Origin of the sequence: Humitalea sp. 24SJ18S-53 (assembly GCF_050632385.1) — a bacterium.
GTDB lineage: Bacteria > Pseudomonadota > Alphaproteobacteria > Acetobacterales > Acetobacteraceae > Humitalea.
Genome location: NZ_CP192599.1, coordinates 3,321,217 through 3,338,278, shown reverse-complemented (window position 1 = coordinate 3,338,278; position 17,062 = coordinate 3,321,217). Strand labels below are relative to the sequence as shown.

At 69.2% G+C, this 17,062-nt stretch carries 15 protein-coding genes; 10 read left to right on the top strand and 5 right to left on the bottom strand.

What is annotated here, in order from left to right; translation table 11 throughout:
- The first annotated feature begins 43 nt into the window (after window positions 1-43).
- Both ACQW02_RS15900 and ACQW02_RS15895 read left to right on the top strand, forming a co-directional pair.
- The gene (locus ACQW02_RS15900; protein ID WP_431280892.1) at window positions 44-1,375 is read left to right on the top strand and encodes a TrkH family potassium uptake protein; all 1,332 of its coding nucleotides are present in this window, start codon (window positions 44-46) and stop codon (window positions 1,373-1,375) included.
- Window positions 1,368-2,033: a potassium channel family protein gene (locus tag ACQW02_RS15895; protein ID WP_431280891.1), complete on the top strand. Its 666-nt coding sequence runs from the start codon at window positions 1,368-1,370 to the stop codon at window positions 2,031-2,033. Before ACQW02_RS15900 ends, ACQW02_RS15895 begins: the two co-directional genes overlap by 8 nt.
- On the opposite strand, the gene ACQW02_RS15890 is transcribed toward ACQW02_RS15895, so the two are convergent.
- Entirely contained in the window at window positions 1,940-3,382 is a 1,443-nt protein-coding gene (locus ACQW02_RS15890) for a tetratricopeptide repeat protein (RefSeq protein WP_431280890.1), read from the bottom strand. The genes ACQW02_RS15895 and ACQW02_RS15890 overlap by 94 nt on opposite strands.
- Before the next feature lie 126 nt (window positions 3,383-3,508).
- On the opposite strand from ACQW02_RS15890, the gene ACQW02_RS15885 reads away from it, so the two are divergent.
- Window positions 3,509-5,122 carry a thiamine pyrophosphate-binding protein gene (locus ACQW02_RS15885; RefSeq protein ID WP_431280889.1) on the top strand — a complete coding sequence of 538 codons (1,614 nt, stop codon included), beginning with the start codon at window positions 3,509-3,511 and terminating at the stop codon, window positions 5,120-5,122.
- Between the two features lie 39 nt (window positions 5,123-5,161).
- On the opposite strand, the gene wrbA is transcribed toward ACQW02_RS15885, so the two are convergent.
- The 3 genes from wrbA to araD all read right to left on the bottom strand — a co-directional run bounded on the left by wrbA (window position 5,162) and on the right by araD (window position 8,431).
- Window positions 5,162-5,761: an NAD(P)H:quinone oxidoreductase gene (gene wrbA / locus ACQW02_RS15880; protein WP_431280888.1), complete on the bottom strand. Its 600-nt coding sequence runs from the start codon at window positions 5,759-5,761 to the stop codon at window positions 5,162-5,164.
- A gap of 53 nt (window positions 5,762-5,814) precedes the next feature.
- Window positions 5,815-6,591 carry a DODA-type extradiol aromatic ring-opening family dioxygenase gene (locus ACQW02_RS15875; RefSeq protein WP_431280887.1) on the bottom strand — a complete coding sequence of 259 codons (777 nt, stop codon included), beginning with the start codon at window positions 6,589-6,591 and terminating at the stop codon, window positions 5,815-5,817.
- Between the two features lie 112 nt (window positions 6,592-6,703).
- Window positions 6,704-8,431, bottom strand: coding sequence for an L-arabinonate dehydratase (gene araD, locus ACQW02_RS15870; RefSeq protein WP_431280886.1), 1,728 nt, complete (start codon window positions 8,429-8,431; stop codon window positions 6,704-6,706).
- A gap of 60 nt (window positions 8,432-8,491) precedes the next feature.
- Between araD and ACQW02_RS15865 the strand changes: the two genes are divergently transcribed.
- The 6 genes from ACQW02_RS15865 (at window position 8,492) to ACQW02_RS15840 (ending at window position 13,864) form a co-directional block, all read left to right on the top strand.
- Entirely contained in the window at window positions 8,492-9,151 is a 660-nt protein-coding gene (locus tag ACQW02_RS15865) for a GntR family transcriptional regulator (RefSeq protein ID WP_431280885.1), read from the top strand.
- Between the two features lie 45 nt (window positions 9,152-9,196).
- Entirely contained in the window at window positions 9,197-10,162 is a 966-nt protein-coding gene (locus ACQW02_RS15860) for a Bug family tripartite tricarboxylate transporter substrate binding protein (protein WP_431280884.1), read from the top strand.
- 11 nt (window positions 10,163-10,173) lie between these two features.
- Window positions 10,174-10,878 (top strand): ribonuclease activity regulator RraA, encoded by a 705-nt coding sequence (locus ACQW02_RS15855; RefSeq protein WP_431280883.1) that lies wholly within the window; start codon window positions 10,174-10,176, stop codon window positions 10,876-10,878.
- 145 nt (window positions 10,879-11,023) lie between these two features.
- Complete coding sequence (locus ACQW02_RS15850; protein ID WP_431280882.1) at window positions 11,024-11,671, top strand: GntR family transcriptional regulator; 648 nt, start codon at window positions 11,024-11,026, stop codon at window positions 11,669-11,671.
- A 13-nt stretch (window positions 11,672-11,684) separates the two neighbouring features.
- Window positions 11,685-12,653 (top strand): Bug family tripartite tricarboxylate transporter substrate binding protein, encoded by a 969-nt coding sequence (locus ACQW02_RS15845; RefSeq protein WP_431280881.1) that lies wholly within the window; start codon window positions 11,685-11,687, stop codon window positions 12,651-12,653.
- On the top strand, window positions 12,650-13,864 hold the full coding sequence (locus tag ACQW02_RS15840) for a mandelate racemase/muconate lactonizing enzyme family protein (RefSeq protein WP_431280880.1): 1,215 nt from the start codon (window positions 12,650-12,652) through the stop codon (window positions 13,862-13,864). Before ACQW02_RS15845 ends, ACQW02_RS15840 begins: the two co-directional genes overlap by 4 nt.
- A 4-nt stretch (window positions 13,865-13,868) precedes the next feature.
- Here ACQW02_RS15840 and ACQW02_RS15835 read toward each other — a convergent pair whose 3' ends face one another.
- A complete protein-coding gene (locus tag ACQW02_RS15835; RefSeq protein WP_431280879.1) occupies window positions 13,869-14,990 on the bottom strand; it encodes a hypothetical protein in 1,122 nt (373 codons plus the stop codon).
- Between the two features lie 594 nt (window positions 14,991-15,584).
- Between ACQW02_RS15835 and ACQW02_RS15830 the strand changes: the two genes are divergently transcribed.
- Window positions 15,585-16,988 carry a hypothetical protein gene (locus ACQW02_RS15830; protein ID WP_431280878.1) on the top strand — a complete coding sequence of 468 codons (1,404 nt, stop codon included), beginning with the start codon at window positions 15,585-15,587 and terminating at the stop codon, window positions 16,986-16,988.
- Window positions 16,989-17,062 lie beyond the last annotated feature (74 nt).

Genomic DNA, 17,062 nt, shown 5'->3' with positions numbered 1-17,062 from the left:
GAGATCTGTTCTAGACAAACCCGGCGTGGGCGAAGGATGTGCCGTGCCGAAATCGCTGAACCATCCCGCCCGACTTGTACCGATCGCCTTCCTCTGCGTCATCATCCTGGGGACCGGGCTGCTGATGCTGCCGATCGCGCGTGCCGGCGCGGGCTCGGCGCCCTTCATGATCGCGCTGTTCACCGCGACCTCGGCTGTCTGCGTCACCGGTCTCGCGGTGCAGGACACGGCCACCTACTGGTCGAGTTTCGGCCATGCCGTGATCCTGGCGCTGTTCCAGATCGGCGGCTTCGGCATCATGAGCGGCGCCACCTTGCTCGGCCTGCTGGTCACGCGCCGGCTGCGGCTGAGTACCCGGCTTGTTGCCCAGGCGGAGACGCGGGGCCTGGCCTTGGGCGATGTGGTCGATGTGCTGAAGATGGTCCTGGCCGTCACCCTGGTCGTGCAGGCCGCGATCGCGGTGATCCTCGCCCTGCGATTGCACTACACCTATGGCGAGGCCTGGGCGGATGCGGCCTGGAATGGCGTCTTCCAGTCGGTTTCGGCGTTCAACAATGCCGGCCTTGCGACCTATTCGGACGGCATGGCCGGCTTCGCGCGCGATCCGGTGGTGCTGGTCCCGATCATGCTCGGCGTCATTCTGGGTGGCATCGGCATGCCGGTCCTGCATGACCTGCGGCAGGGATGGCGACGGCCGTCGCGCTGGTCGTTGCATACCAAGATCACGCTGATGGGCACCGCGGCACTGCTGCCGGCCGGCATGCTGGCGACCCTGGTTTATGAGTGGGGCAACCCCGCGACCCTTGGCGCGCTCGATCCCGCGGCGCGGATGCTGAATGCCGCCTTTCACTCCGTCATGGCGCGCTCCGGCGGGTTCAATGCCGTGGATGTGGGGCAGATGCGGACGGAAACGCTCTCCGTCACCTATGGCCTCATGCTGATCGGTGGCGGCAGCGCCGGGACGGCCGGCGGCATCAAGGTGGGAACCTTCGTCGTGATCCTGCTCATCATCTGGGCGGAAATCCGTGGAGAGCCGGATAGTGTGGCCTTCGGGCGTCGCGTCTCGTCCGAGGTCCAACGCCAGGCGGTCACGATCGTGCTGCTGGCGGTCGCGATGGTCGGGACCGGCACGCTGCTGCTGCTGACCGTGACCGGCTTGCCGCTGCAGGACGTGCTGTTCGAGACCATATCCGCCTTCGCCACCGTCGGCCTGTCCACGGGCATCACGCCGCAGCTTCCGCCGTCGGGCCAGGCGCTGGTCGCGCTGCTGATGTTCATCGGTCGCGTCGGCACCATCACGGTGGCGACGGGCCTCGCCTTGCGCGGACGGCAGAATGCCTACCGATATCCAGAGGAGCGCCCGATCGTTGGCTGAGAAACACAATGACAACAACGTCGTCGTCATCGGCCTGGGGCGCTTTGGCGGGGCGGTGGCGGAATCGCTCGTCCGGCTCGGGCATGACGTCCTCGGCATCGATGCGGATGCCGAACTGGTGCAGTCCTGGTCCGACCGGCTGACCCATGTCGTGCAGGCCGACACCACGAACGGCGAAACGTTGCGACGGCTGGGCGTGCAGGACTTCGGCCGCGCCGTGGTCGGCATCGGCACCGACCTGGAAGCCAGTGTCCTGACCGTGCTGGCGTTGAACGAACTCGGCGTGCCGGACATCTGGGCCAAGGCGCTCGGCCCCAAGCATGGCCGCATCCTGGAACGCACCGGCGCGCATCACGTGGTCTACCCGGAAGCGGCGATGGGTGAGCGCGTGGCGCATCTGGTCACGGGGCGGATGATCGACTTCATCGAATTCGATGACGGCTTCGCCATCGTCAAGACGCGCACCCCGCGTGAGGCTGTCGGCAAGACCCTGGGGGAATGCGCGCTGCGCAGCAAATACGGCGTCACCGTCGTGGGCGTGAAGCGGAAGCGCCAGGACTTCACCTATGCCCAGGCCGATACCCCCATCGTCGAGGGCGACCTGTTGATCGTCTGCGGTCCCACCAAGCTGGTCGAGGCTTTTGCCGGGATGACCTGACGTCCGCGCGGCGCCATGGCGCTGCGGATGGTCCGCGCGCAACCGGCCTCCCACGCGCCGAGCGCGCGGATCGCCTCGCGATCCTCCAGCAGCATCGCGGCGGTGATGATGCGGCCGGAGGCGAGGCAGGCATCGATCAGCAGCCGATCGAACAGGTCGCGCTGCGCGCCGCTGCCGCCGAGGTCACGCAGGGCCTGGCGCAGGGGCAGCAGCAGATCCACCGCGCCCGCGGGGTCGCCACCCCGCGCGAGGGCGATCGCCCGCGCCGCCGGCAGCCCGCAGCGTGCCAGCACCTCCCCCTGCGTGTCGGCCCCAGCCGCCGCCCGCAGCCGCAGGGCCTCCAGCTTGTCGGCCAGCGCCTGCCTGCGCCCGGCGGCACCCAGGGCCAGCACATGGTGCAGGTCGATGAAGGCCAGGCCCGGTTCCGCGCTTCGGCGTGCGGCGATATCTGCCAGCGCATCCCAGCGCGCCTGGCCGACCGCGATGCCCTGCGCCTCGATCCGCCACAGCAGCGATGCGGCATTGGCGAAATCGCGCACATCCTCGGCCGGGCGGTCGTGGATGCAGTGGTCGTGCAGGTCGAGCGCGGCCTCGACCTGGCCCAGGTGCAGATGGAACAGCGCCGCGTGCCACAGCACATGGCGCCCAAAGCCGCCGCCATCGGCCAGGTGGCCGCGCATGCCGCCGATCCAGTCCAGCCCTTCGCGCGCACGGCCCGCACCCTCCATCACATGCGCCACGGCATGGCCGCCCCAGAGGTCATCGGGGGCCGCCGCCACCGCGTCGCGGCCCAGGCGTTCGGCGGCGGCGGGTGCGCCGGTTTCCTCCAGCGCGAAGGCGTGCAGGCCCAGCATGTAGCCGAAGCCCGGCATGTCGGCGGTCCAGCCGGAGGCCGCCGCTGCCATCGCATCGCGCATGCCGCTGGCATCGCCCAGCATGAAGCGCAGCCCGTGCTCCAGCTTCAGCGCCATGGCGTCGCGCGGCGCGGCGCGGGTCAGGCGCCCCAGGTGCCCCGCCGCGGCAAGCATGTCGCCATCCTCCTGCCAGGCGGCCAGGGCGGCGACCAGGCCGCGTTCGCGCGCCGTGCCGCCGCGTTCGGCCAGGCCGGCGCGGGCGGCGGCCAGGTGGGTGGCGGCCGTTGCCTCCAACTCCTGCCGCGCCTGCATGCGGGCGGAAAAGCCGGCCAGGGCATGGGCCGCGACCAGGCCGGGATCGGCCGCCAGGCATCGCGCCAGATGCGCCGGGACATCGGCGCGATGGGCGAGCAGCGCCAGCACCGATGCCTCCAGGGCGGCCGCTGCGTCGGGGACGATGGTCGTGACCGGGATGTCGCGCGGATCGTGCAGCATGGGGAAATTCCTCGGGGGTGGCCTCGACAAGTGCTTCGCTGCCGGGGAACCCTGGGTTACGGCCGGCTAACCGCGCGGGTGCGGCCGCCGAAGCAGAGGCACCGCAGCCCAAGGAACCACCGCCCCGTGACCGACCGCACCGCCGATCTGCTCGCCCGCCTGCTGGCCGAGGCCGGCTGCCGCCACGCCTTTGGCATCCCGGGGGGCGAGGTTCTGACGGTGATCGATGCGCTCGGCGGCGCCGGCATCGAATTTTTCCTGGCGCGGCACGAGACGCCGGCGGGCTTCATGGCCGAGGGCGCGCATCACATGACCGGCGCCCCCGGCGTGCTGGTCACCACCATCGGGCCGGGCCTGGCGAATGCGGTGAACGTCATCGCCAATGCCCATCAGGACCGGGTGCCGCTGATCGTGGTGTCGGGCGGCGTCGATGGTGCGGAGGCCGCGACCTATACCCACCAGGTCATCGACCATGTCGCGCTGCTGCGCCCGGTCACCAAGGCGGCCTTCCACATCGCCACGGCCGAGGGCGCCGCGGCGATTTTTGCCAAGGCCATCGCCATCGCGCGCGATGCGCCCTTTGGCCCGGTCTTGATCGACCTGCCCGCCAGCGTTGCCGCCGCGCCCGCCAGGGGGGCGGTGGCTCTGCGCGCGCGCCCGGCGCCCGCCGCCCCGGCGGATGGGCCGTTGCTGGACCAGGCACGCGGCTGGATCGCCGCCGCGCGCCGGCCCTTGATCATCGCCGGCGTGGATGCGCTGAATGATGGGGCGGGGGCGGCGCTGACGGCGGTGGCGGAGGCCCATCGCATCCCGGTGCTGACCACCTACAAGGCCAAGGGGCTGTTGGACGAGGCATCGCCGCTCAGCCTCGGCGGCGGGGGGCTGTCGCCGCTGGCCGATCGCGCCCTGCTGCCGCTGGTGGCGGAGGCCGATGTCGTGATCCTGGCCGGCTACGACCCCATCGAAATGCGTGTCGGCTGGCGCGAGCCCTTTGCGCCAGGGGCCAAGGTGATCGCCCTGGCCTCGGCGCCGCCGACGCATGGGGTGCATCGCAGCGACATCGATTTCCTGGGGGATGTCGGGGCGGGGCTGGGGCGGCTGTTCGCCGGGCTTCGGGTCGATGCCACCTGGGATGCGGGGCGCTTCGCCGCGATGCATGCGGGGCTGCGGCGCGGCTTTGGCGCCGACGCCCCTTGGGGGCCGGCGGCCATCGTCGATGCGGTTCAGGCGGGCCTGCCCGAGGATACCGTGGCGACGGTCGATTCCGGCGCGCATCGCATCGTGCTGAGCCAGGTCTGGCGCTGCCGCCGGCCGCGGACGCTGCTGCAATCATCCGGCTTCTGCACCATGGGGCCGTCGCTGCCGCTGGCGCTGGGCGCGATGGTCGCCGAGCCGGGGCGGCGGGCAGTCTGCTTCATCGGCGATGGCGGGCTGGAGATGGTGATGGGCGAACTCGCCACGGCGCGCGACCTGGGGCTGCCGGTGATCATCGTGGTCTTCGTCGATGATTCCTACGCGCTGATCGAATTGAAGCAGGGCGGCATGCAATTGCCGCGCAAGGCCGTGCGCTTCAGCCGCACCGACCACGTGGCCCTGGCGGCGGCGATGGGCGGGCAGGGGCTTTTGGCCGCGACGCGGGCGGAGCTGGCTGATGCGCTGCGCGCCGGGTTGGCCGAGACGGCGCGCTTCACGCTGATTGCCTGCCCGATCGCGGCGGAAGACTACGTCGGGCGATTATAGGCGGTCCGGCAGCGCCTGGGTGGCGCTGCCGGGTCGCGGTCAGCCGAACAGCTTGATCGCGGTCTTGGCGACCAGCCCGCCCTGGTGGCGCGCGCCATCCAGTTCGATCTGGCTGGGCTGGCGCGAGCCATCGCCGCCCGCGATGGTCGTGGCGCCATAGGGGGCGCCGCCGACGATCTCGCCCAGGGTCATCTGGCCCTGGTGGCTATAGGGCAGGCCGACGATCACCAGGCCGAAATGCAGCAGGTTGGTGATGATGGAGAACAGCGTCGTCTCCTGCCCGCCATGCTGCGTGGCGGTGGAGGTGAAGGCGGCGCCGACCTTGCCGTTCAGCGCGCCGCGCGCCCAAAGCCCACCGGCCTGGTCGAGGAAGGCGGCCATCTGCGACGACATGCGGCCGAAGCGCGTGCCGGTGCCGACGATGATGGCGTCGTAGTGTTCCAGATCGGCCACGGCGGCGACGGGGGCGGCCTGGTCCAGCTTGAAATGCGCCGACTTGGCGATCGCCTCCGGCACGGTTTCCGGCACGCGCTTCACATCGACCTCGGCGCCGGCGGCGCGGGCGCCTTCGGCCATGGCCTGCGCCATCGTCTCGATATGCCCGTAGGCCGAATAATAAAGCACCAGAACCTTGGCCATGATGAACTCCTTTGTGGGTGGGATTGGGGACTTTGGCGCCGAAAACCGGTGCGTCAGTCGAAAGCGAAGACGTCCATCGCCAGGATGCCGTGGGTATGGCCGGCGTGGACGCGGCGGCCGGGCTGCGTGCCCGCGCCCATGGCGGCGAACAACGGCAGGAAGTGTTCCTCGGTCGGGTGCGCGCGCGCTGCTTGCGGGGCGAGGCTGCGATAGGCCAGCAGGTCCGCGGTGCGGCCCTGCGTGATCGCCTCACCGGCCCAGTCCCCGAAGGCGACGACATAGGGCAGCGGCGGCGCATCCACCGCCTGGCCGGCGAAGTCATGCAGATTATGGGTCAGGCTGCCGGAACCGATGATCAGCACGCCCTCCTCACGCAGCGGGCGCAACGCCTGGCCCAGCGCCAGGTGATGCGCCGGCCCGCCATGGTGCTGCACCGACACCTGCAGCACAGGCACCGTGGCGTCGGGATACATCAGCACGAGCGGCACCCAGGCGCCGTGGTCCAGGCCGCGCCTGGGGTCCGGATCGGCGCCGAGGCCCGCGGCCGTCAGCAACGCGGCGGTGCGGCTTGCCAGCGCCGGATCGCCCGGCGCCGGATAGCGCATCGCATGCAGTTCGCGCGGGAAGCCGTGGAAGTCGTGGATCGTTTCCGGCGAGGCCGCGGCGGTCACGCGCGGGCGCGCGGTTTCCCAATGCGCCGAGACGACGACGATCGCCGCGGGCTTGCCAAGTTCGCTGCCGTAGCCGGCAAGGAAATCGCGCGCCGGCGAAGGCTGCAGCGCCAGGGTGGGTGCGCCGTGCGAAACGAACAGCGCGGGCAGGGCGGGCATGTCTGTGAACTCCGTGACGGAAACGCTCCGTCATGGACAGACAGATGGACGCCCGGAGCCCGTTCCGGAAGCGCCCACCCTTGATGGCCTGTATTCGCCCGGTGAATGACGGTCAGTAGATGTCAGGCTCCGGCGTCGGTGCCGTGCCTTCGAGGAAGGCCATGTCGCAGCCCTCATCCGCCTGGCTGACCTGGTCGAGGTAGAGCGACGTCCAGCCGCGTGAATAGCGGCGCGGGCGCTGGACCCAGGCGGCCTGGCGGGTCGCCAGTTCGGCCTCGTCCACCAGCAGGTCCAGCCGTCGCGCCGCCACGTCCAGGCGGATCATGTCGCCCGAGCGCACCAGGGCCAGCGGCCCGCCGATGTGGCTCTCGGGCGCCACATGCAGCACGCAGGTGCCGTAGGAGGTGCCGCTCATGCGGGCGTCCGACACGCGCACCATGTCCGACACGCCTTCCTTCAGCAGCTTCTTCGGCACCGGCAGCATGCCCCATTCGGGCATCCCCGGCCCGCCCTGCGGCCCGGACTGGCGCAGCACCAGCACGCTGTCGGCGGTGACGTCCAGGTCCGGGTCGTCCAGGCGCTTCTTCATGTCGGCGTAATCCTCGAACACCACGGCGGGGCCGGTGTGCTGCAACAGCCGCGGATCGGCCGCCGAGGTCTTGATCACCGCGCCGCGCGGGGCGAGGGAGCCGTAGAGCACGGTCAACCCGCCGCTGGCCTGCAACGGGTCGTCCAGCTTGCGGATGACGGCGTCGGAGAAGACTTCGGCGCCGGCGATGTCCTCGCCCAGGGTGCGGCCGGTGACGGTTTTGGCTGTCAGGTCCAGATGGTCGCGCAGGCGTTCGAGGAAGGCGCGGCTGCCGCCGGCGTAGAAAAAATCCTCCATCAGATGCGTCGTGCCGTTCGGCCGCAGGTCGGCGATCAGCGGTACCCGCGCGGAAATCGCGTGGAAGCGTTCGAGGTCAAGTTCCAACCCCGCACGCCGCGCCATGGCGATCAGGTGCGGGATGGCATTGGTGCTGCCGCCAAAGGCCATGGTCGCGGCCACGGCATTGTCGATCGAACCCTGCGTCAGCATCTTTGCCGGCGTCAGGTCCTCCCAGACCATATCGACGATACGCTTGCCGCAGTCGGTCGCCATGCGCGGGTGTGCCGCATCGGGGGCGGGGATCGAGGATGCGCCAGGCAGACAGAATCCCATGGCCTCCACGGCCAACATCATCGTCGCCGCCGTGCCCGCCGTCATGCAGGTACCAAAGGAGCGGGCGATGCCGCCCTCCATTTCCTTCCACGCCTGTTCGGTGATGCGCCCGGCGCGGAGTTCGGCGTGGTATTTCCAGGTGTCGGAACCAGAACCCAGCGTCTTGCCGCGCCAGTTGCCGCGCAGCATCGGCCCCGCGGGCACGAAGATGAAGGGCAGGCCCGCCGACAGGGCGCCCATGGTCAGCCCCGGCGGCGTCTTGTCGCAGCCGCCCAGCAGCACCAGCCCGTCGCAGGGCTGCGAGCGGGCCAGTTCTTCCGTCTCCATCGCCAGCATGTTGCGATAGAGCATGCTGGTCGGCTTCATGTACTGTTCGGTCACCGGATGGGCCGGCAATTCCACCGGGAAGCCGCCCGCCTGCCAGACGCCGCGCTTCACCTCCTCCACCCGCTGCTTGAAGTGGAAGTGGCAGGGCGACAGGTCGGACCAGGTGTTGATGATGCCGATCACCGGCTTGCCGCGGAAATCGGATTCCGAAAAACCCATCTGCAACATGCGCGAGCGGTGGCCGAAGGCGCGAATGTCGTCGACGCCGTACCAGCGGTGGCTGCGGAGGTCCTCGGGCTGCTTACGGGCCATGTTTGGCGTTTCCCTCTTGGTCTTGTGCAACGTGTTTCAGACTGATATATCAGATTTCAGATGACGACCACCCTGGCCCCATTGGAAAATGACGCCTCCCTGGCCGATCGCGCCTATGGCCGGTTGCGGTCGGCGATCATGGTCGGCGGGTTGGAGCCAGGGGCGCGGCTGTCGATCCGCACGCTGGCGGCCGATCTTGGCACATCCGCCCAGCCCGTGCGCGAGGCGATCCAGCGCTTGGAAGGGGAGGGGTTGGTCGAAACCCGCCCCCGAAGCGGCAGCTTCGTCTCGGTGCTCGACCAGGCACGCCTGGTCGAGATGGGGCGCATCCGCGCGGCCCTGGAAGGCAGCGCCGCGGGGCTTGCAGCGCGGCGCGCCAAGCCCGCCGATGTCGCCGCCCTGCAGGCGCGGCTGGACACCATGCAGGCCGCGACCAAGGCCGGCGATGCCGCGGCCCTGTTCGACGCCAACGAAGCCTTTCACATCACGCTGCATGCGATCACCGGCAATGCCTTCCTGATCCGCAGCCTGCACGCGCTGCGCGCCTATTACCACCTGGGCCGGGTGCGGGTCCTGACGCGCCCGGGCCAGCCCGATGTGGCGCTGGCCGAACACGCCGCCATCCTGGCGGCGGTCGAGGCCGGCGATCCTGACTCCGCCGAAGCGCTGATGCGCGCCCATGCATCGCGTTCCCTGGCGGTGGCCTTCCCCGAATTCTAACGCCCGCACGCCCGCAAAGGGCGGCTGTTCCTGGAGAGAAACACCATGTCCCGAATAAAGGCCCTCATGCTGGCGGCGGCCTGTGCCGTGGCACCGCTGGCCACGCAGGCACAACCCGCCTGGCCGAGCCAGCCCATCCGCGTGATCGTGCCGTTTTCCGCCGGCACATCCGACACCATCGCCCGTCTGGTGGGTGCTGAGATGTCGCGTGCGCTCGGCCAGCCCCTGATCATGGACAGCCGCCCGGGTGCCGGCGGCAACATCGGATCGGAGGCCTGCGCGCGGGCCAACCCGGATGGCTACACGATCTGCCTGGGCACCATCAGCAGCCATGCGATCAACCCCGCGATCTACGGCCGCATGCCCTATGACGCGCTGCGCGACTTCGCGCCGATCACGCAGTTGTCGTTGCAGCCGAACGCGATCGCCGTGGCGACCGAATCCCCGATCCGCGACATCGCCGGGCTGATCGCCGCGGCGCGCGCGCGGCCCGGGGCGTTGAACTATGGCACGTCGGGCGTCGGAACCTCCGTGCACCTGGCCGGCGCGTTGTTCGCGCAGATGACGGGGACGCAGATCGAGCATGTGCCCTATCGTGGCAGCGCGCAGATCGTGACGGCGCTGCTGGGTGGCGAGTTGCAACTGGGTTTCGATAATTTCTCCTCCGTCTGGCCCTTCGCGCGGGATGGCAAGCTGCGGATCCTGGGTGTCACCTCGCTGACCCGCACGCCGGCCGCGCCGGACATCCCGGCCGTGGCCGAGACCCTGCCGGGCTTTGAAAGCCTGTCCTGGCATGGCTTCTTCGCCCCGTCCCGCGTGCCGCCCGCGATCGTCGAACGGTTGAACCGCGAAGCCATCGCGGCGCTGGCACAACCCAGTGTCGCCGCGCGTTTCGTCGACCTGGGGCTGACCCCCGTGGGGTCCACGCCCGATCAGTTCCGCGCCTTCATCGCCAGCGAAATCCAGCGCTGGGGCGCCGTCGCGCAGCAAGCGCAAATCCGCATCGAATAGGAAGCACCGACATGAACGAAAACACCCGCACGCTGCTGCTGGGCGTCTCCACGGCGACGCTCACGACCGTGCTGTTCAAGCACGGCTTCCGCAACGTCTTCCTGCAGGATGTGCGCCCGCTGAATCCGGATGCCGCGCGCGTCGTCGGCCCGGCCTATACGCTGCGCACCATTCCCGCGCGTGAGGATCTGGATGGGCTGGATGCCTTCCTCGACCCCGCGCATCCGCAGCGCAAGGGCGTCGAGGATTGCCCGCCCGGCAGCGTCTTCGTCATCGACAGCCGCGGCGATGCGTCGGCCGCCAGCGCCGGCGGCATCCTGGTCACGCGCATGAAAATGCGCGGTCTGGCCGGCGTGGTCACGGATGGCGGCTTCCGCGACAGCCCGGAAATCGCGGCGATGGATTTCCCCGCGTATCACACGCGGCCCTCGGCGCCGACCAACCTGATCCGTCACCATTGCGTCGACCTGAACCTGCCGATCGCCTGCGGCGGGGTCGCGATCTTCCCGGGCGACATCATGGTGGGCGATGGCGAGGGCATCGTCTGCATTCCGGCGCATCTGGCCGATACCGTCGCCGAGCAAGGTGCTGCGCAGACGGAATACGAGGATTTCGTGCTGTCGCGCGTGCAGGCGGGCCACACGATCCGCGGGCTGTATCCGATGACCGACGAATCCAACCGCGCGCATTTCGCGGCCTGGCGCGCGGCACGCTGATGCGTGACCTGGCCGCCGCCTGAGGCGACGGCCAGGTCAGCCCCGCACCGAGGGGCGATGCCCGTCGGCGATAAGGCTGTCCCAACATCCCGTGGGGTGATGCCTGGATATTGCATTTCATAAAATCGAATGTCTATAATGGGCGATGGCCGCACCCCCAGCCTCCACCCCCGCCTATGCCATCCTGCGCGATCGCATGCGCACGGAAATCCTGGCCGGGGACTGGCCGCCCGGCACCCATCGCACGCTGGCGGCGCTCGCCGCCCAGCACGGCGTCTCCCTGTCACCGGTGCGCGAGGCTTTGCTCGGCCTGGAAGGTGAGGGGTTGATCCAGATGCGCCAGCATCGTGGCGCCGTGGTGCCGTTGATGGATGCGGCGCTGATGGCCGACCTTTATGACGTGCGTGGCGCGCTGCAATCCGTCCTCGCCCGCCGCGCCGCGGAACGCGGCACGCCCGAGGCTTTCGCCGCCATGGCCGAGCATATGGAAGCCTACGCCGCCGCCGGTCGACGTGGTGATGCCGCGGCGGCCCTGGCCGCCAATGATGCTTTTCACAACGCGATCGAAGACGCGGCCGCCAATGCCCAGGCAAGCGCCCTGTACCGCGCCCGTTCGGCCTTCGTGAACACCGTGCGCTTTCGCCTGGGGTTCGGGCCGGCGCGCCTGGCCGAGGCCGATGCCGAGCACCGCGCCATCCACGCCGCCATCGCCGCCCGCCAGCCAGACGCTGCCGCGGCGGCCGCCTTTGCCCATGCCATGGGGGCCAAGAACGATCTGCTGAAGCGACTTTAACGGGAGGACCACAATGACCGCGATCACGCGGCGCGGCCTTTTGGCCGCCAGCCTTTTGCCGACCATTGCCCAGGCGCAACCGCAACAAGCCGGACCATTGCGGTTGATCGTCGGCTTTGCCCCGGGCGGCACCGCCGATGTTGTGGCACGCCTGGCGGCGGCCGAGATGGGCAGGACGCTGGGCCGGACCGTCGTTGTCGAGAACCGCTCGGGCGCCTCGGGCAACCTCGCGACGCTGGCCCTGCTGCAGCAGCCCGCGGACGGGACGACGATGGCGATGGCGGGGCTGCAATTGGTGACCAACCCCGGGCTGATCGGGCAATTGGGCTACGATCCCCGAACAGATCTGGAGATGGTCGGCCAATTGACCGCTCTGCCCGTTGTGGTGATGGCCAGCGCGCGTTCGGGCATCACGACGATGGCGGAGGCGATCGCCCGCGCCGGGGCCGGCGACGGCATCCGCATCGCGACGGCGGGGCTCGGCACATCGTCGTACCTTGGCGCGGAGTTGATGTTCCGCGCCCTGGGCGGCCGGTTCGAGGCTGTTCAGTACCGCGGCGGTGCCCCGGCTTTCCAGGCGCTGATGACCGGCGATGTGGAGATGATGTTCGACCTGGTCGCGGCCTACCAGGCCCCGGCCGCCGCCGAGGGGCGCATCAGGATGCTCGGCGTCATGCAGGCCGCGCGGACCCCGGGCCTGCCCGATGTCCCGAGCTTTGGCGAGCTGGGCCTGCCGCCCGCCGCGATGATGCGATCGTGGCAGGGCATCTGCGTCCGCGCCAGCACGCCGCCCGTGGTGGTTGCCGCGTTGCATGCCGCGACACGCGTCGCGGTGCAGGCGCCGGAGTTCCAGCAGCGGATGGCCAACCTCGCGATCGAGGCGACCGCGAGCCCCGATCCGGCGGCCTTTCAGAAGTTCTACATGGCCGAGTTGCAGCGCTGGACCGGCCTGATCCACGACGCCGGGATACGCGCGCAATGACCAGCCACAACAGCAATCCGAAGATCACCGCGATCCGCACGCACCTCATGCAGGCGGGGCCGCTGGGCGTGTCCGGGTGGACGGCCGATGTCCGCAACAGCATCACGACCGGCACGCGTTGCTGGCTGTTCGTGACGGTCGAAACCGATGCCGGCATCACCGGGTTGGGCGAAGGCAGCGGCTGGCCCCGCGTGGTCGCGGCCGCCGTCGAGGACCTGGCCCATGTCGTCATCGGCGAGGATGCCTTTGCCACCGAACGGCTGACCCAGCGGATGAGTGTCGCGATGATGGGCCACGGCATGAGCGGCGTGGTCGGGCAGGGCGCCATCGGCGCGATCGACATGGCGCTGTGGGATGTACGGGGCAAGGCCTGGGGGGTTTCGGTGCAGGCCCTGTTGGGCGGGACGACGCGTGACCGCATCCGCGCCTATGCCCATGCGGCGACCCCCGAACAGGCCCGTGCCGCGCTGGCCAAGGGCTACACGGCCATCAAGACCGGGGGCGTCGCGAACCCGGTCGAGAAGGCGACCGCGATCCGCGAGGCGATCGGGCCCGACGTGGATCTGATGATCGACCTGCATGGCCCGCCCTGGCTGTCGCTGCCGGATGCTATCGCCGCCTGTCGCGCGCTTGAACCGCTGGCGCCCTTGTTTGTCGAGGAACCGCTGGCGCCCGAGGATATCGCCGGCTACCGCCGCCTGCGCCAGGCGGTGACGGTGCCGCTGGCGGCGGGCGAGCGCCACGGCGGGCTGCATGGCCTGGCGCCACTGTTGCGCGACGGGTTGATCGATGTCGCCCAGCCGGATGCGGGTCGTGCCGGCGGGCTGACCGGGTTGCAGAAGATCGCTTCCTTCGCCGAGGCCTGTGGCGCCACCGTCGCACCGCACGCAGGCTCTCTGGGCCCGGTCGCCGAGGCCGCGGCACTGCATCTGATGGGCGCCATCCCGAACGCCCTGATCCTGGAGAAGATGGACCCCGACTGGCCCGGCCGGGCGGATGCCGTCACCATGACGCCGGTGCTGCAGCACGGCGCTTTGCTGATCCCCCCCGGCCCGGGGCTTGGCATCGGGATCAACGAGGCCTTCGTCGCAGCGCATCCGGCGACCCGCAACGTCGGCCTGCCGCGCGGCGGCTGGCCGGCGGGGACGGAAGCGGCGACGCTGTATGTCCAGCCACGCGAAGCGCGGGGGAAAGCCTATCCCCCGCGCTGATCGGCTACCGCGGTAGCGGCGACACCAGGCGAAAGCGCTGCGCGCGCTTGCCGGTATCGACTTCGGTCGTGAAGATATTGCCGCGGCTGTCCGATGCCATGTTGTGCACCCAGTGGAATTCGCCCGCGTTCCGCCCGCTGCGGCCGAAGCGGCCGATGATCTCGCCGGCCTGGCGGGCCAGAAGCCAGACGGTGTTGTTGCTGCCATCGGCCGCGAGCAGCACCGTCTGCGCCGGGTCGGGGCCGAATTCGATATCCCAGACCGACCCGCTGCCGAGCGTGTTGGTCGCGACAAATATTTCACGCACGAAACTGCCGTCGCGGCGGAAAACCTGGATACGGTCGTTGGCGCGGTCGCAGATATAGACCATCCCATCGCGCGCCAGCCGCACGCAATGCACCGGGTTGGCGAAGGATTGCGACGGCGCCTGCCCCGCGACATAGGCCGGCAGCGGCGCATCCGGCGGCGGCGCGCGACCATAGGCGCCCCAATGCCGCAGATAGGCGCCGGTCGTCGCGTTGAAGACGATGACGCGACGGTTCAGATAGCCATCGGCGACGAAGGCTTCATTGGTCGCGACATCGACCTCGATATCCGCGGGCCGGCCGAGCCGTGTCTGGTCATTGCTGCCGGCGGTCTGGCCGGTGACGCCGATCTGCATCACGAAGCGGCCGTCGCGGGTGAACTTCAGCAGCACATGGTCATTCGGGCCATTGCCGCCGATCCAGACGTGGTCGGAGGCATCGACATAGATGCCGTGCTCATTGGCGGGCCAGGACGGATGGTAGCCTGGCCCGCCCCAGGCCTGCACGACATTGCCGTCGGGATCGAATTCGATGACGGAGGGGGCGGGCACGCAGCATTCCGACCGCGGTGGCGTGAGCACGGCGCCGCGCTCATCCTCGGTCATGCTGCGGGGGCGGTGGATGACCCAGATGTGGTCGCGGCCATCGACCGCGACGCCGGCAGCCTGGCCGATGCCCCAGTTGTTCGGCAGGGGTTTTGGCCAGTTGGCGTCCACCTCGTAGATCGGCGCGGGGGGCAGCGGCACGGCCGGCGCCTGGGCGAAACTGGGGCTGCTCAGCGCAAGGACGGCGGCGCAGGCCAGGACAAGGCGATGGATCATCGTCGGGTGCCTCCCGGAGCCGTTGCGGCGCTCCTTGGGGTGGAGGCTCCGCCATGGCGGGCGGGGCGGTCAAGGCTTAGCCGGGCCCGCCCGTGATCGAGATGTGTCCGGCAGTCAGCGCGCGGCAACTGGACACGCGGCGGCGCCACGGCGGACAATTCAGGAGAGAGGTACAGAAATTTAAGTCCCGATATTTCGGTAATTCTGAACGGCGGAACGGTTTGGCAATGGCAGGTTGCTGAGACCAATCGGAGCCAATGTCGTGACCGAACCCAACCGCAACCCGCCCCTCAGCCACCACGCTCGAGGCCGCTGTCAAACCCGTGGCGTTCCGGCCAGGATCGCTTCGATGCTGATCCTGCACGCTGATCTCTCGGTCCATGCCGGGGGAGGCTGCGTCAGCCTGCGGCTTGGGCGCTATGCGGCGGCAACGCTCGTGGCCGACGGCGCGGACCACGCCATGGTCAGTCGGGCGCGACGCTTGGTCGTCGTGATGGGGGACCACGGGGCAATAACAATCTTACGCCCGCACGGCAGGGCGGGCCATCGCTACCGCCGTCAGTATCCGACCTACGCGCGAAGGGCGGCCTGAACATGGGTGAGGTTGTGTCCTTTCCTGACCGGCGTGGGCCGGACGAAGCGCGCCCTGCGATTGACACTCGTGCGGCCGAAGCGGCGCTACTGCGCCAGGTCATCAATACGCACCGGACTAGCTTCCCGGGCGACCAAGCCAAGACCGCCACCCAGAAGATCGACGGCTTCATCGACATCGCCGCCAAGACTCTGGGCCACGGTGGGGTTGGGACCGTCTGCCGCGCGATCTGGGCCAATGAGAACGAGACAAACCCGGCCCGGCGGCGGCGCGACATTCGGAACGCGAAGAAGCCAAAAAAGCTCCTCGAATGGGTGGAGCGAATCGGCAGAGCGATGGTCAGCATCAAGGGCGCTCATGTCATTGCTGAAAACGACATGCTGCTGGACGCCTTCCGCGGGACGTCGCTGGACGAGGAAGTTGCACGTCGGCTTTCTGGCAAAGGCCCGGAACCCGCTTTGGAGCAGTTCTGGACCTTGATAGCGGACACACTTCACTCTCTCGCGCGCGATGTGTGCCGTGTCGAGGGGCTAGAAGCGCATTTGGAGCGTATGGTCGCGCTTCATGGGACCTACGATCTTGGTGCCGATGAAATCCGTCCGTCGCGCTGTCGTCTACTCAGTCGGCCTTTGGCAAACTGGAACGAGTACGTCGGTGAGTTTCCGCCCATACCCTCGGTCCTCCTGTTTACGGAGCCGAAGTCCAACACGATTGAGCGCGAGTTGATCTTCGCCGATGGGGGGGCGGCATGGCCCGTTCGCGTCACGGTGCTGCGCGAAACCCGGCTGGCCATCGGTCCGGCCGACAATGTGCTGGTGCCGGCGCCGCTGTTCGAGTTCCGAAGCGTGCTGACCGTCATGAGCGCACATGGCCCGGTGCCCGTGCGCCGGCCTTGGGTCGATCTGGAAGACGCAGATCAGATCGAGGTCCAGTTCGACGGCCAGTGGCGGCCGGCAGAACTTGAGCTTTGTGTCGACGATCTGGCGTCCAGCCCGCTTGGAGGCAGCAAAATCTGCGGAACACTGTCGCTCCCGGGAGGCCTCGATGACTACGCGAGGTTCGAGAATCACTATGTCATCTGGCGTCCGGTGACGGCCGGAACCTGCCGCGAGTTGCTCCTGAGGCCGGACTCATCGGTGACGCTTGGTGCCTTCGCGGTCGCCGCTCTGGGCGCGCTGTCCAACGACCGCGACCGCCTGGCGCTCGAAACCTTCTGCCCGCGCGGCACTCTCGCCGAAGCGATCGAAAGCGCGCTGCACGTCGATGGCCCCAAGGGTCTGCCGGCGCTCTTGCGCGCAGAAGCGCACCGCATGGTGACGATGCTGCGCGCCTGGCACGAAGCCCGTGGCGCCGCGGCCGACGCGGCCCATCAGGGGCTGCGGAACAAGTGGAAAGATTGGTCATGAGAGGGGCAATGATGAGCCGCGTTTAGGTGGTCTACTTCTGGGCAATCGTCATCGTCATTCTCGTCAGCCGATGT